Source organism: Gordonia sp. NB41Y (assembly GCF_030718915.1).
GTDB classification, from domain to species: domain Bacteria; phylum Actinomycetota; class Actinomycetes; order Mycobacteriales; family Mycobacteriaceae; genus Gordonia; species Gordonia desulfuricans.
Genome location: NZ_CP132196.1, coordinates 1823468 through 1840929, shown reverse-complemented (window position 1 = coordinate 1840929; position 17462 = coordinate 1823468). Strand labels below are relative to the sequence as shown.

2 protein-coding genes are annotated in these 17462 nt (G+C 69.6%); both read left to right on the top strand.

The window, feature by feature from the left end; translation table 11 throughout:
- Positions 1-149: 149 nt before the first annotated feature.
- On the top strand, positions 150-14777 hold the full coding sequence (locus Q9K23_RS07780; protein WP_152972942.1) for a non-ribosomal peptide synthetase: 14628 nt from the start codon (positions 150-152) through the stop codon (positions 14775-14777).
- Positions 14774-17428, top strand: a complete 2655-nt coding sequence (locus tag Q9K23_RS25175) for a DUF4012 domain-containing protein (protein WP_348533960.1) — start codon at positions 14774-14776, stop codon at positions 17426-17428. Before Q9K23_RS07780 ends, Q9K23_RS25175 begins: the two co-directional genes overlap by 4 nt.
- The last annotated feature ends 34 nt before the right edge of the window (positions 17429-17462 follow it).

The following is a 17462-nucleotide window of genomic DNA, read 5'->3' as shown; positions in this document are numbered from 1 at the left end:
TGAATAGTTCTCAGCGTGCTGTTTGGACTGCCCAGTCTGGGGATTGGTTGGTTCCGCTCAACGTGGTGCAAGTAGCAGAGCTTGTGGGGCCGATTTGCATCGCGGACTTCGTGAGATTTACTGGTGACGCAGTTAGAGCTGCTCTCTTCATGCAGGTGCGGTTCGAGGAGTCGGTGGATGGAGTGTCGGGCGTTTATGACCGGTATCTTCACTACCAGCCAGAGATAGTTGACCTTCGCGGAAACGCTGATCCGCGGGGGATATCGGTACTGGCCATGCGAGAGGACTATTCGCGCCCAGTCGATCCTCGCGTCGATCGAACAGCACGAGGCATCCTGTTCCAGCTCGCCGACGAACACTTCCTGCTCTACAACCGTGTCCACCATCTGATCACAGACGGGTACGGCGGCAAGGAGCGGATGAGTGAGGCCCTCCGCGCGTACTCGGCGGGGGTTGCCGGCGAGCCGTTGCCGGAGATCGAACCGGTGGACTTGGACCTTCCGGCTCGCGCTGATGCCGAGTACCGGGCCTCCCGGCGGTATGGCACCGATCGGGCGTACTGGCGTGAGGTGATGGAGGGCGTTGGGCTTCCACGATCGTTGGCACGGCGGGTTGCTCGGCCTGAGGCGGTAGCTCGGCGTGTCGCCGAACCGGTTCCCGACCGGACGATGGCTCTGTTGCGGCAGGTGGCCGAACAGCACTCGGCGATTCCGCCGGCCGTGATCGTGGCGGCCTGCTCGGCATACATGGCCCGGGTGGCCAGTGGCGACGAGGTGATCTTCCAGTTCCCGGTGGCCGCACGCACCACTGCTGCGTTGCGGCGGACGCCGTTGCCTGTCTCGAACGTGGTTCCCCTGCGGACCGGCGTCACCTCCGAGAAGACCGTCGCGGACGCTCTGGTGAGTGTCCGGACCGCGCTGATGGGCGCGTTGCGCCATCAGCGTTTCCGAGGTGAAGAGATCTGGGCCGACGTTGCGGCGGATGAAGAGAGCGGTCGCACCCCGCGCACCGATGCCCAGCTGCGGTCGGGACCGATGCTCAATCTGATGCTGTTCGAGCGTCAGATCCAATGCGGCGAGGCCATCGCCACCTACCATGTCCTCTCGACCGGCCCCGTCGAAGACATCGCCATCAACATCTACAACCAGGCCGGCGACGGAGACCCCGACGGCCTGATGCTCTGCCTCGACGCCAACCCCAACCGGTATGACGAGGCAGAGGTCGCCGAGCATCATCGCCAGTTCATGGCTATGCTCGACACCTTCGCCCAAGCCGTCCTCGACGCACCCGAAACGCTGGTCGACGACCTGCCACTGGTGGTCGACGAGCCGCGCGTCGTGGATCCCGTGGCTGTTGACGAGACCGCGTCGTCGGAGAGTGTCGATGAGTCGCTGCAGACGAAGCGGTGGTTCCGGCGGCGCAAGCGCAAGAACGAGAGTGAGGGCGGCCCGCATGGCGCGGACAGTCTCTCGCTCACTTGCGGTGTGTCCGGAACCCGGGTGGAGATGCCGGCCACGGCCGTCGAGATCATCATCGCCTCGATGGCGGAAGCCTTCGAGGACGTCGCCGACGGCGGCACGCTTGCGATCGACGTGGTGCCCGAACTGGGCCGAGTCCTGTCCACGGCGTACGGCGTTCGGGTGGTCGCGGATCGGGCGGAAGCCACCCACTGGATCACCACCCCGACCCGGCTGGCGAATGCGGCGTCGGAGACCCTCCCGCACACCGTGATCACGCTGGGCGAGCGGCTCTCCCCGGCACTCGCCGCGCATGTGGCCCGCGACCATCGACTCTACGACCTCGGCGGCCACCCCGAACTCCTCGGCGCCACCAACGCATCGCGGGTGGACGCCGACATTCCACTCGACCGGCCGCTGCCCTGGGGAGCCACCACCACGGCGTGCACACCGGTGGTACTCGACCACCGACTCCGCCCCGTACCACCCGGAATCACCGGAGAGCTGTACGTCATCGGCGCACCGGTGCTGGGCTATGCCGACGAATCAGGGATCACCACAGGATCATTCGTCGACTGCCCGTGGAGCCCCGCGCACCGAATGTGGCGCACCGGCGATCGCGGCCACCTCGAGGCGGGCACCGGGACCGTCGTGGTGGACCATCGGCCCGGAGAGATCGTGTTCCCGCAAGGCATCCGCGTGGACACCGCCGAACTCGCCCGCACCGCAGCACCCACAGACGGCGTCGTCGACGTGGTGATCGTCGACCGTGGCGATGAGCTGGCCGTGGGAATCGTGGCGCAGCGCGACGCCGACCGTTCCCGGGTACGCGCGGCAGTACGCCGACGCGTGAACGGTGCACTCCCGCAAGTACTGTGGCCCCGCCACGTCGCCGTGCTCGACACGCTGCCGGTCGATGACGCCGGCACACTGGACCGACCCGCCGTCGCCGAACGGATCGCGGCAACCCCCGAACCCGCGGCGCCCTACCGCGCCCCCGCGACCGACACCGAACGACTCGTCGCCGACGCCGTGACCGACATCCTCGGCGTCACCAACCCATCCATGGACGACGAACTGGTCAAACTCGGCGCCACCTCGCTGGCGTTCATGCAACTGGCCGTGCAACTCGGGCCCGCGCTCGGCGTCGTGGTCAGCATGCGCGACCTGGTGGACGTCACCACCCTCGGCGAACTCGCCACCGCGATCGACGCCGCCACACCGCGTCGGACCTCCGCCGACGGACAACCCGAATACCGGCCCACCCGCACCCAACACGAGATCTGGCTGCTCAACCGCGCCGACCCGCACGCCATCGTCTACCACCTCCCACTGCACCTCACCGTGGCGGCCGGCGTGGAGGTGTCGGCCGTACGGGCCGCACTGATCGACGTCGCCATCCGACACGAAGCACTCCGGACGATCCACCCCGACGTCGACGGCGAACCCGTTGCGCGCATCCGCGATACCGACGGACTCCGGGCGACCGCACCGATCAGCGAAGGCATCCTCGACGTCGCCGGTACCGAACGCGCCGTCGCCGCACCCTTCGACCTCACCGTCGACCTCCCATGGCGGGCGGTGATCGACACATCCGGCGACACCGTCGAGCTGGTGCTGGTGGCCCACCACATCGCCATCGATGAATGGTCGGTGCCGATCGTGCTCGGCGACTTCACCATCGCCCTCGACGCCCGCACCGCCGGACGCGCCCCGGAATGGGCAGACGAACCGATCGGATTCGGCGCCACCCTCGAAGCGCGCGCATCGTCGGACACCGGCGCCAGCGGACTGTATTGGATGCGTGCCCTGCGCGGTGCGCCGGAACGGCTCTCGCTGCCGGAACCGGCCCAGCGCACAGAGAACGGACTCACCTACGGTCCCGCCACCTATCTGACCCGGCACATCGACCCCGAGGTACGGCGCCGCGCCGAAGCACGCGCGCAGCAGGCAGGCACCACCCTCAACACGCTGCTCAGTGTGGCCCTCGCACAGACACTCTCGGTGTTCTGTGACACCGACGACGTCGTCTTCGGCATGCCCGTCGCCGACCGGCGCTCATCGGACGAACTGCAACAGGTCGGCATGTATGTGCAGACCGTTCCAGTACGGGTCACCGGGGTGCGGGAGATGGACGTCGACACCGCACTGCGCCGCGTCGGGGGAGTGGTCGGCAAGGCCGTACAACGCGCCGCGACCGCACCGAGCGGGCTACCCGATGTGGTGTTCGCCTATCACGGCGTAGACGTGGCACCCCCATCTGGTGGTGCCGGTGCGGTGCGCGCATTCGAGGGATTGCGGACATACCATGCGCGCGTTCCGCTGGAACTTGTTGTCGACGACGGGGAATCGCCGCTGGTGACGCTGGTTGTTGCCGGTGGAGTTGTCGACGCTGCTGCTGGACGCGCGATGGTTGAATACTTCGTGTCGTGTGTGGGTGGGTTGGGTTTGTCGTGTGGGTTGGGTGCCTCGGGTGACGGAGGTTTCGACACGGTCTCGGCTAGCGCCTCGTCCGGCTCAACCATCAATGGCTGTGCCTCGGGTGGCGGAGGTTTCGACACGGTCTCGGCTAGCGCCTCGACCGGCTCAACCATCAATAGCTGCGCCTCGTCCGGCTCAACCATCAATAGCTGTGCCTCGGGTGACGGAGGTTTCGACACGGTCTCGGCTAGCGCCTCGTCCGGCTCAACCATCAATGGCTGCGCCTCGGGCGCCTCGACCGTCAATGGCGGCGCCTCGACCATCGACAGCGGGGCCTCGACCGTCAATGGTGGCGTGGGCGTGGTGGCCGCGATCCGCTCGCATCCGGTTGGGGCTGCGGCCGTCGTCGGCGATGGGGAACACCTGACGTATGGGGAACTCGTCGGGCGGGCCGACGAGTTCGCGGCACGTCTGCGTGCGGGCGGGGTCCGTGACGGCGACCGCGTCGCCCTGATCATGGGGCGCTCCGCCGACACCATCGTCGCGATCCTCGGCACCCTGATCGCCGGCGCCGCCTACGTACCCATCGACCCCGACCACCCGACGACGCGGATCGAACACCTCCTCGCGGCCACGCAGCCGGCCGCGATCGTGCGCGACGGACTGCAGATCACCGACGGCCCGGGCCTGGGGACCGCCGAACGCATGCCGGGTGCGGCGTACATCATCCACACCTCCGGGTCGACCGGTGTGCCCAAGGGCGTGGTGGTCACCCTCGACAACCTTGCGGCACTGCTCGATGCGGAGCTCGGCCGACTCGGTGCGCGCGCCGACGACGTGTGGACGTGGGCGCACAACCACATCTTCGACTTCTCCGTGTGGGAGATCTTCGGCGCGTTGACCTCCGGCGGCTCCGTGCTGGTGTTGTCCACCGAGGTGCTGCGCGACCCGCGCCGCCTGGCCGCCACCCTCGACCGCCACGGCGCCACCCTGCTGTCGCAGACCCCGACGGCATTCGCCGCACTCACCGACCCGGCCGTCGTCGGTGCTGCTGCACTGAGCACGCTCCGCGTCGTCACCCTCGGTGGCGAGGCCCTCGCACCCGCCACCCTGCGGCATTGGGCCGCAACGCATCCCGACTGCCGGCTGGTCAACCTGTACGGTCCCACCGAGACCACCGTCGGTCTCACCACCGCCGAGGTCGACCTGACCGACGAACGCAGCGTCATCGGCACCCCGCTCGACCACGTCGAGTGGGCCGTGCTCGACGCCCGGCTGTGCCCGGTCCCGATGGGGGCGATCGGCGAACTGTACGTGTCGGGAGCCCACGTCTCCCACGGCTACCTCAACGCCCCCGCACTCACCGCCGCGCGCTTCGTCGCCGGACCCGACGGCACCCGCCGCTACCGCACCGGCGACCGTGTCCGCGAGATCGCCCCCGGCGTGCTCGCCTACCTCGGCCGCTCCGACGACCAGATCCAATTGCGCGGGCACCGCATCGAACTCGGCGAAGTGGCTGCCGCGCTGCGCGGCGTCGACGGGGTCGGTGACGTCCGCGTCCTCGTCCAGCCCGGTGCGCGCCCCGGCGACGAGCGGCTCGTCGCGTTTGCGACCGCCGACGGATTCGCCGAGCGCGACGCACTCGACGGACTCACCGAACCGGCCCTGCTCGCCGCCTGCGCCACACGGCTTCCCGCCCATGCCGTCCCCGCACGGATCGGCGTCGTCGAGGGCTGGCCGGTCACCCCCACCGGCAAGGTGGACAAGACCGCGCTGCTCGCCCAGCTCACCCACACCGAGACCACCCACACCGAGACCGCGCGGGCCCTCACCGACGACGAGCAGAGCATCGCCGACGCGGTACGCGAGATCGTCGGCGAGATGGCCGGCGAGCTCACCCCGCACACCAACTTCTTTGCCGCAGGCGGAACCTCGCTCTCGGCGGCACGACTGGCCGCCGCCCTCAACCGTGACGGACATGCCGTCGGTGTGGCCGACATCTTTGCCGACGCCACCATCGAAGGCCTCGCCCGCCTGATCGGCACCACCCCCGAGCAGCCGCTCCCGGCCCTCGCCGAGCACCGCGTCGAGCCCGACCGGCTACCGCTGACCCCCGAACAACTCGACCTGTGGCTGCGGTGGCGCGCCGAACCCGACTTCACCGGCTACCTGCTGCCCATCGCCCTGCCCACCACCGCCGACGCCACCACCCTCGGCGCCGCCCTGCGCGAGGTGTTGGGCCGCCACGACGCGCTGCACACCAGCTACCCCAGCCACGACGGCGTTCCCTACCAACAGCGCTGGGGCACCGAAGAACTCGACACCTTCATCGCGACGCACTGCACCGTCACCCGGGTGCACGACGAGGCCGAGCTGGGGGCCGTGTTCACCGAGGTCGCCACCCCGCTCGACCTGGCCGCGGCGCTCCCGTGGCGCATCCGGATCGTCGAGATCACCGATGCCGGCACCGGTCCGCGCGCCTGGATTCTCGGCGTCGTCCACCACATCGCCGCCGACGGCGAGACCCTCGCACTCCTGCGCGCCGACCTGCAGGCCGCACTCGCCGGGACACTGCCGCCCGCACCGCCCGTCGGCTACCGGCAGTACAGCCTGTGGCGTGCTGCGACCCTCGCCGCCCGCCACGACGAGCTCCTCGCACACTGGACCGCAGCCTTCGCCGAACCCGTGACGTCCCTGCGGCTCCCGGACATGAACCTGCAGGCCGTCGGGGGTGCCGCCACCACCGTGCACCGCGCCCGCCACACCCTCGACGCCGAGCTCACCGCCACCCTCGACCGCCTCGCCGTCGACCATCACACCAGCGGTTTCATCGTGGTGCACACCGCCCTCGCCGCCGTCCTCGCGCGGCAGAGCGGGGCCGGGGTGATCACCGTCGGTACCGCGGTGTCCGGGCGGATCGACCCGCTGCTGGCCGAACTGCCCGGACTGTTCGCCCGCGGCGTCCCGCTGCACACCCCGATCGACCTCGACGCCACCTTCGGGGCACTCCTGCGCGAGATCACCGGCATCGACGTCGGGGCCTTCGCGCACGCCGACCTGCCGCTCACCGAGATCACCGCCCTGGCCGACCCGGGTCGAGCCCGCGCCGGCACCCCGCTGTTCGAGGTGTCCCTCGGCGCGGTACCCGACGACCTGTTCGCGAACGACGCAGGCCCCGGCGGACTCTCGGCCGATGACCTCGCCGCCCTCGCCGTCCCGCTCTACGGGGTGGACGTGTCGGTGCACCGCAGCGGCGGTGCCCTGCACCTCACCATGACCTGCCGCGACACCGTCGCCACCGCCGCCCGCCTGGACGCACTGTGCGCGGCGGTGGTGGAACTGCTGTCTCGCGGTGTGGCACAGCCGGATCGGGTGGTCGGTGAGCTGCTGACCGGGACAGAGAGCGTTGTCCCCGAGGCGGCGGCGCCGGACATGCTTGCCGCACTGCTGGAGAGCGGACTACGGACGGCTCCCGATGCCCTCGCCGTGGTGGACACGCGTCACCCGGTGCCCGGATACGGTCCGCAACTGACCAACGCCCAACTCGATGCGGCATCGGCCGGGCTGGCACGCCTGCTGATCGCCCGGGGAATCGGCCCCGGTGATGTGGTGGTGCAACACCTTCGGCGGTCGGCGGTCGCCGTGGTCACCTCACTGGCGGTGGCCCGCACCGGAGCGGCCTTCGTCAACGTCGACCCGACCGACCCCGACGACCGGCGTCGGATGATCATCACCCGCGCCCGCCCGGCCGCCGTACTGACCCTCGACGCTGCCACGGTGCCCGCAGACGCCCCGGTGATCGTGGTGGACGAGACGGTGTGGGCGTCGTCGGAGATGCCGTTCGATGCGCGCGAACGTGTGCGACCGCTGACGGCCGACGACCTGGCCTATCTCACCTTCACCTCGGGAACCACCGGAACCCCGAAGGGGGTGCAGGTCACCCAGCGGGGGCTCGCCGGATTCGCGCGGAGCACCGTCGAACGCCTCGGCCTGCAGGCCGACGATCGTGTACTACACACCTACGCACCAGGATTCGATGCGCAGTTGATGGGGCTGCTGCCGGTCCGGGTGGCCGGCGCGACCATCGTGGTCTGCCCGCCCGAGGTGATCGCCGGCGACGACCTCACCCACCTGATCACCGACACTGCCGTGAGCATGCTGTTCACCACCCCGTCGGTGCTCGCCACCCTCGACCCGGCCGAGGTTCCCGGTGTGCGCCACGTCGCCGTCGGCGGTGAACCGCTCGGTGCGGGCCTGGTGCGCGACTGGACGCAGGGACGCTCGATCACCAATGAGTACGGGCCCACCGAGACCACCGTGGCCGTCACCTCCATCCGCTTCGACACCGCCGAAACCGGGGCCGACGGCATCGGGGGCATCGGGATCGGCGGCATCGGGATCGGGGCGGCACTGCCCGGCATCGGACTCCACGTACTCGACGCGGCGCTGCGCCCGGTGGGCGATCACACCATCGGCGAACTGTACGTCTCCGGGCCGGCCGTGGCGCGCGGGTACCTCGACGACCCGGCGCGCACCGCAACCACATTCGTCGCCGGCCCCGACGGCCGACGCCGCTACCGCACCGGCGATCTCGTCCACCGGCGCACCGACGGCACCCTGGTGATCCACGGGCGCAGCGACGACCAGGTCAAGGTCCGCGGAATCCGGCTGGAACCGGCCGAGATCGACGCCGCGGTGTCGGCGCAGGACGGCGTGGCCACCTCGGTCACCGCGGTCCGCGCCAACGGCGGCGGCGAGAAGGTCCTCGTCAGCTGGCTGGTGCCCGACCCCGGCCACACCGTCGACCTCACCGCGGTACGGACCGGCCTAGCGCAAGTGCTGCCGCGCAGCATCATTCCCACCCACCTCGTGGTGGTGGACGAACTGCCCGTCGGCCTCAACGGCAAGGTGGACATGACCCGGCTGCCCGAGCCGGTGGCCGATGGCGCGGCGTCGGAACTCGTCGGCGCCGCGCAAGAACTCGTGGCCGCGGTGTGGGCCGAGGTGCTCGACGTGGAACCCGCCGGGATCGGTTCCGGCACGGACTTCTTCGGGATCGGCGGGACATCGTTGTCGGCGACGCAGGTGACCTCGCGGCTGTCGGCGGCGACCGGCATCGACGTCGGGGTGCGAGTGCTGTTCGAGGCACGCACCGTCGCCGGGGTGGCCGCGCGACTCACGGTGTCCGGCGGTGCCGACGACGAAGCGGCCTCCGACGGAGTCGATCTGATCGTGCACCGCGAGATCGACGGGCCGGTACCCCTGGCATATCCGCAGCAGCGCATGTGGATTCACCATCGCTACGATCCCGACTCGACGGCCTACCATGTGCCACTGGTGCTTCGGCTCGGTGACGCGGTGGATGCCGAGCGGCTCACCACCGCGGTGGATGCGCTCGTCGCCCGGCATGCCGTGCTGCGCACCGTCTACCCGGACGTGTCCGGGGAACCGATGCAGCGGGTGCTCGCCGCCGGACCGCAGATGGCGGTGCGGGAAGTGGCCACGGCCGACGTCGACGACGCGATCGAGGAGTTCCTGGCGGCACCGTTCGACCTGGCCGTCGAACCCGGATTCCGGGTGGCGCTGTTCGTGGTTCGGGACGGCGACGGGGAGACCGATCGGGTGCTCGCGGCGTCGTTGCATCACATCGCCGTCGACGGCTGGTCCATGCGTCTGCTGTTCGAGGATCTGCTGCGTGGCTACGCTACGGGTTCCATCGAGGCGACAACCGCGTTGACGTATGCCGACTTCACGCTGTGGCAGGCGCAGCGGCTCGGTGACCCCGCAGATCCGGACAGCCGGTATGCGCGGGAGATCGGCTACTGGCGTGCGGTACTCGACGGTGTCGGGGAGCCGGTGCGGTTGCCGGGACTGCTCGAGATGTCGGGGCCTGCGGCCGGGCGGGCCGGACGGATCGTCGAACATCTCGATGCCGACGTCGCATCGAAGCTCGCCGAACGTGCGGATGAGCTGTCGGCGAGCATGTTTCACGTGGCACATGCCGCGCTGGTATCGGTGATCGGTGGATGGACCGGCCGACGGGATGTTGTTGTCGGCGTACCGGTGCACGGGCGCAGCGCTCCCGAATGGGAATCGGTGGCCGGCATGTTCGTGAACACCGTCGCGATCCGGACCGTCGTCGCCGACGATGCGCCGTTCGACGACGTCGTCGGCGTGGTGCGCGAAGCGGCGCTGGGTGCCGCCGCCCACGCGGAGGTGCCGTACGAGGCCGTCGCGCGCGCCGTCCGCCCCGATGCCGCCGGTGGCGACCCGCTGATCTCGGTACTTCTCGTCAACCAGGACGTGGTGCCCGAGGTGTCGGCGGGTGTCGGGGAGCTGGTGTCGGTGGTGGATTCGGCTGTCGACGTCGTCGATGCGAAATACGACATCGAGGTCGTGTTGTCGGCGTCGGGTGGATCTCCGGCGGGGCTCGACGTTCGAGTCGTGCACTCGGGTCGAGTGCCTGCCGTGGTGGCGTCGCGGTTCCTGCGCGTATTTGTGGAGGTCTTGGAGCGGGTTGCCTCGGGGGATGTCGGGGTGAGGCGTGCTTTTGGTGCGTTGGGTGCGTTGGGTGCCTCGGGTGGCGGAGGTTTCGACACGGCCTCGGCTGGCGCCTCGACCGGCTCAACCATCAATGACTGCGCCTCGGATGGCTCAAGTAGCAATGACAGTGCGTTGGGTGCCTCGGGTGGCGGAGGTTTCGACACGGTCTCGGCTGGCGCCTCGACCGGCTCAACCATCAATGACAGTGCCTCGACCGGCTCAACCATCAAGAACTACGCCTCGGGTGGCAATGACAGTGCCTCGGGTGGGGCGACCAGCAGGGGCTGCGCCTCGGGAGGCAATGGCGATGAGCTGGTTGCCGCGATCATGGCCGAGGTGCTCGGCGTCGATGCCGTTGGTGCCGATGATGACTTCTTCTCGATCGGCGGGTCGTCGCTGTCGGCGACGCGGGTGACCTCGGCGCTCGGCCGCGAACTCGGTGTCCGCGTCCCGACCCGCCTGTTGTTCGAGAATCCCAGCCCGGCGCTGCTCGCGGTGGCCGTCGACGGCCTGGCGGCCGAACCGGAGATCTCCACCCCGGTGGTGGCGGCCGGCGTCGACCTTCCGCTCGCGCCGACACAGCGTCGGATGTGGGTCACCGCGCAGATGCTCGGGCCGCTGTCGATCTATGCCGTGCCCGTGGTGGTTCCGGTGCCCGACGGCGTCGACGACCAGCGTGTGGCCGCGGCGATCGCGCACGTCGTCGACCGTCATCCCGCGCTGCGCACCCACTACCCGTCGAGTGCCGACGGGCCGCGGCAGCGCGTCATACCCGGCTGGCTCCCCGAGCTGCGGCGGGTGGCGATCGCGCACTTCGGGGCGGGGACCACCGACCCGGAGGCGTTGCTGTCGGTGTTCGGCCGGCCCTTCGACCTCGAGGCGGAACCACCGGTACGGGCCTGGATTCTGGTCGATGGCACCTCCTCGGCGGTGGTGATCGTGGCCCACCACATCGCCTTCGACGGAGAATCGGCGGCGGTGGTGGCCACCGAGCTGGGCATCCTGCTCAACGGTGGCGACCTGGGCCCGGCACCGCTGGGATTCGATGCGGTGTCGGCACGGATGATCGACGAGCAGGCGCGCACCCACACCGCCGACCTCGCGTTCTGGCGGCAGACCCTCGACGGCTACAGCGGCCGGCTCGACCTGGTGCCGCACCGTCCGGCGGCCCGCGACCTGCTCACCGCAAGCGTGGACATAGCGCTCGGCGGGGATCGCTCACAACGGATCGGGGAGACCTCACAAACCCTGCGCGCCACCGACTTCCACGTGCTGCACGCCGCGCTCGCGCTGGCACTCGGTGCGCAGGCCGGTGTCGACGACGTGGCGGTGGCCACCCCGGCGTCGATGCGCCGCGACACCGATGCCGCCGACGTCGTCGGCATGCTGGTCTCCACCGTGGTGTTGCGCAACCGGATTCCCGGTCGCGTCAGCATCGGCGACTGGGTGACCGCGGTGCGCGACGCCGACCTGGCCGCCTTCGATCACGCGCTCACCGCCTTCGACGACGTCGTGGCGGCGGTGGACCCGGTCCGCGAACCCGGACGGCACCCGCTGGTACAGGTGGCGTTCTCCAGCATCACCGCAGGACCGGACACTGTGACGCCCGGCGCCTTCGACGACGTGATCGCCGCCCGCAGCGAGTTCGACCTGCACGTGATCGCCGTCGACGACCGCGGACGCCGACGCCTTCGCCTGGAGTACGCACGAGACCTGTTCGACGAGAACATGATCGATGCCCTCGGTGCGCGGATACTGGCCGCCGTCGACGCCGTGGTGGGCGACACCGGGCGCACCCTGGCGAGCCTGGATCTGCTCGGCGACGACGAACGGGCCACCGTACGCGCCCACGCCACCGCCACCGATGCCGATCGGCCGCTGTTGCTCGCCGATCTGCTCGCCGATGCCGTGGCGCGGTATCCGCGCCGGGTCGCCGTCGACGACGGAGAACGGGTACTGACCTATCGGGGCCTCGACGACTGGGTGTCGGTGACTGCGCGAGCGCTGCGCGACAAGGGATTCGGTGCCGGTGATGCGGTGGCCGTCGGGGTGGCGCGCTCGATCGAATCGGTGGTGGCGATCTGGGCGATCAGCCGCATCGGTGCGGTGTGTGTCCCACTGGATGTGAGCTATCCGGCGTCGCGGCTCGCCCAGATCGTGTCGGCGTCGGGTGCCCGGGTGATCCACGCCGACGACATCCCCCGACGACCCGTCGACCGGGTTGTGCCGGAACCGATCACGCGGGTGTCGCCAGATGCGTTGGCCTACATCATCACGACGTCGGGGACCACCGGCGCACCGAATCCGGTGGGCGTCAGCCATCGGGGCGTGCACCGCATCGCCGGGCTCGGGGACGTGCGCGACCGCGATCGCGTAGGCATGACGATCAGCCCCGGATTCGATGCGACCTTCCACGACATGCTGCTGCCGCTGGCGACGGGGGCGACGCTTGCCGTGGTGCCCGCACAGATCATCGGCGGCCCGGAGCTGACCGCGTGGCTGCGGGATCAGCGGGTCAGCGTCTTCACCGCCACGCCGTCGGTGATCCGCACGCTCGATCCGGCGGCCATCACCTCGTTGCGTCTGGTGTACATGGGCGGTGAGGCGCTGACCACCGACCTCGCCGATCTGTGGTCGCCGTATGCGCAGGTGATCGACATCTACGGGCCCACCGAGACCACCGTGACCGTATCCACCGGGCACTACCGCCCGGGTGATCCGGTGCGGATCGGACGGCCGGTGCCCGGCGTCGGGTGCATCGTGCTCGACCCGTGGCTGCGCCCCGTACCGCCCGGCGTGGTGGGTGAACTGTATGTCTCGGGAAGCGGCGTCGCCCGTGGCTACCTCGGTGACCCGGCACTCACCGCAACACACTTCGTCGCCGGACCCGATGGACGTCGGATGTACCGGACGGGCGACCTCGTGCGGTGGGAGAGCGTCGCCGGTGCCCGGTCGACGGAAACGGGCGCCCGGTCAACGGAATCGAGCGCCCGGTCGACGGGATCTGGGGCCCGGTCAACGGAAACGGGTGCCCGGTCAACGGAAGCGAGCGCCCGGTCAACGGAAGCGAGCGCCCGGTCAACGGGGGTCGGGGAGCCGGCGATGGAGCTGGTGTACGTCGGGCGCGCGGATCGGCAGATCAAGATCCGTGGGCAGCGCGTCGAACCGGCCGAGATCGACGCCGTGCTGACCGGTGCCGGGGCAACCGGATCGGCCACCGTGCTGCGGGACGGCCCGGCCGGACCCGCCCTGGTGTCGTATGTGACTGCGCCGACCGTGTCGACCGTGGCCCTACGGGCCGCATGCCGTGCGGGCCTGCCGCGGCACATGGTGCCCGCGCAGATCGTCGTGGTGGACGAGCTACCCCGTACCGGCGCAGGCAAACTCGACGAACGCTCCCTGCCCGAACCGCAATGGGCGCAGTCCCGTCGCGCCCCCGCACCGGGTCCCGAGACCGAGCTGGTGGCGTCGTTCGAGGCCGTCCTGGAGGTGCCGGTGGGCGTCGACGACGACTTCTTCGCCGCCGGCGGCAACTCCCTGGCCATGCTGCTGCTGCGTGACGAGATCACCCGGCGGACGGGCGTGCAGCTGTCGGCGACCGATCTGTTCGCCCGCCCGACACCGGCCGAACTCGCCGCACTGATCGTCGACCCCACCCGGATGAGCAACGACCGCGTCGTCGAGCTGTCCGGTCCGGCAACCGAATCCGACGATGCGCCGATCGTGTGGTGTGTGCACACCGCGGCCGGGATAGTCGAACCGTTCCGGCCGCTCGCCGACGCGATGGAACATACGCGGGTGCTGGGGCTGCAACTGCCCGAACTGGTCGACCCGACGCTCGACCTCCCGGCCACCCTGCCCGAACTCGCCGCACGGCATGTCGCGGCCCTACGGTCGGCGCAACCGAGCGGACCGTACCGGCTGGTGGGCTGGTCGCTGGGCGGACTCATCGCCCACGAGGTGGCCCGACAGCTCGTCGACGCCGGTGAGCAGGTCACCCACCTCGCGCTACTCGACGCGCGTACCCCCGCCGAACTGCAGAGCGCTCCCGACGACGAGCTGCACGGGGAATCGCCGCTGCGGCAGGCGGCATTGCAGTGTGACCCCGACGCGGTGCGGCGCTTCGACGAACGATCCGAGGCGCTGGCTGCCGCCGCCCGAGGCTACGCGCTGGTAACCGCGGGAGTGGGTAAGGTTCTGTATCTCGCGGCCGCGGAGAATCCCGACCCGGACGCGTGGGCACGGGAGGTCGGAGACGGGGTCGAGGTGGTCCGTGTGGACGCCCGCCACGCCGAGCTGGGTGACCCAGGGGTACTGAAAACACTTGCGCGACTACTCGAGGAGGAGCAGCTGTGAGCGCACCGGAGGACCGTCCGACGTCGATCCTGTTCGTGTGCACCGGCAACATCTGCCGGTCACCGATCGGTGAGCGGGTGCTGCGCGACCTCGCCGCCTGGAGTGGCGCGCAGGTGACGGTCACCAGCGCCGGAGTGGGTGCGGCCAACGGGCAGCCGATGCACCCGTCGTCGGTGGAGGTACTCACCGAACACGGCTATGACGCAGCGGGATTCGAGTCGCGGTACCTGCGTCCGCAGATCCTCGAAGAATCCGACCTGGTGCTCACCATGACCCGCGAACACCGTGCCGCCTGCCAGCGTGCACTCCCGGCCAGGTGGCGCCGGATGTTCACCCTCGCCGAGTTCGTCAAACTGCTCGGCGATGCGCCCGCCGACGCGGAGGGACTCTCGGAGCTGGTCGCCGACCGCGGCCGGGTCGACACCAACGCCGACGACCTCGACATCGCCGACCCCATGGGCAAACCCACAGCCGAGTTCGAACGCTGCTTTGCCGAGATCGAACCGCTTGTCGGGTCGGTTGCCGCGTGGCTGGGCGGAGATGGGGAAGTGCTCGGGCGGGTGGGGGCGTTGGGTGCGTTAGGTGCCTCGGGTGACGGAGGTTTCGACACGGCCTCGGCTAGCGCCTCGACCGGCTCAACCATCAATGACAGTGCCTCGGGTGGGGCGACCACCAACAGCGGCGCCTCGGGTGGGGCGACCACCAATGACAGTGCCTCGGGTGGGGCGACCGGCAACAGCAGCGCCTCGGGTGGGGCAACCACCAACAGCGGCGCCTCGGGTGGGTCGACCACCAATGACAGTGCCTCGGGTGGGGCGACCGGCAACAGCGGTGCCTCGGGTGGGGCGACCGCCAACAGCAGTGCTTCAGGCGGGGAAGACACCAAGGATGGCGCCGTGGGCGGGAGTCACCGTCGTCGCAGGATTCTGATCGGTAGCGGCATCGTGGTGGCGCTGATCGTCGTCGTGGTGGGCTGGCTGGCGTACTCGGCGTTCGGGATCAAGTCCGATCTCGAGGCTGCGCGGGTCGACGCCAATGCCGCACGCAAGGCGGTGCTCAGCGGTGATCAGGATGCGGCGACGAGTCGTGCGCAGGCGGCGGCGTCGTCGGCGAAGAGTGCCTCCGATCGGGCGCACGGTGTGGTGTGGGCGGCGGCGGCGTCGGTGCCGTTGCTCGGCTCTCCGCTGAAGTCGGTGCAGGAGATGAGCGACACCGTCGCCGACTTCGCCACCGAGGTGCTGGTGCCCACCGCGGATCTCGGTGCGGCCCTGGACCCGTCGGAGCTGCGTCGGGGTGACACCATCGACACCGCTCCACTCGCCGCCGCCCAGCCGCAGCTGGCGAAGCTGGCCGCCGCATCCGACGTCTACGTCACCCGGGTGGAGGGGATCGATCCGAGCTGGCTGGGGCAGGTCGCCGACGCCCGCGACGAACTGTACGGCCTGGTCCACGACGCATCCGGCACCCTGAACGGGTCCAATGTTGCGGCGCAACTGCTTCCGGCGATGACCGGCGCGGACGGACCTCGCAACTACTTCGTCGCATTGCAGACACCGTCGGAGTCCCGCGGTACCGGTGGTCTGGTCGGTGGTTTCGCCATCCTCAATGCCACCAACGGGCGGCTGACCGCCCCGGAACTCGGCGCCAACAACGACTTCCGGTATCCCACCACCCCGCAGACCGATCTGGGCTCCGACTTCAACAGTCTGTATGCCACCTTCCGTCCGTACACAGACTTCCGGAATGCCAACATGTCGCCGAGTTTCCCTGATGCGGCACAGATCTGGATCGCGAACTGGCACGAGGTGACCGGCGAGCAGCTCGACGGTGCGATCGCGCTGGACCCCATCGCGCTCAGCTATGTGCTGAAGGTGACCGGCCCGCTGACCCTGCCGGGCGGGGAGAAGATCACCGCCGACAACGTCGTACCGATCACGCTGTCGACGTCGTATGAGCGCTTCGCCGACAACAACCAGGCCCGCAAGGACTACCTGCAGTCGATCTCCAAGGCCGCGGTGAAGCAGCTGTCGACGTTCAAGGGCGACACGTCGGCGCTGCTCGAAGCGCTCGGGCGCGGGGTACACGAACGACGGATCATGGTGTACAGCACCGATCCCGACGAAGAGAAGATCCTGCAGACCACCAACCTCGGCCACGAGATCGGCGACGTCGACGCACCGTATGCGTCGGTGACGATCCAGAATGCCGGCGGCAACAAGCTCGACTACTACCTGCGGCGCAAGCTCGAGTACGTGGCGGCCGGATGCAGCAGCGACAAGCGGGATTCGGTGATCACCATGCAGCTCACCAACACCCTCGACGACCTGTCACTGCCCGACTACGTGATCGCCCCCAACGGCACTGCCTTCCCGATCGACAAGGGCACCGCGCTGAGCAACGTGGAGTTCCTGCTCAGCAAGGGCGCCACCGTCAAGGGCGTGTTCGTCGACGACCAGGAGGTCCTCTACCAGGACGGCACCCTCGGCGGGCATCCCTATGTGGGTGCGATGGTGCAGGTGCCGCCCGGCAAGACGGTCACGGTGAAGGTCTTCGCCACCGAACCCACCTGGCCCGGTGAGGCCGTCGTACCGGTGCAACCGCTGGTGGACAACCCGGAGGTCACCGTCCGCGTCCCGGATTGTGGGTCATAGGTTTCGCCAGAAGGTGGTGGCGGAACGCGGGGCG

Excerpts from the sequence above, each read along its gene's own strand:
- Q9K23_RS07780 (WP_152972942.1), top strand. The coding sequence starts at position 150 with ATGCAGGTGCGGTTCGAGGAGTCGGTGGATGGAGTGTCGGGCGTTTAT.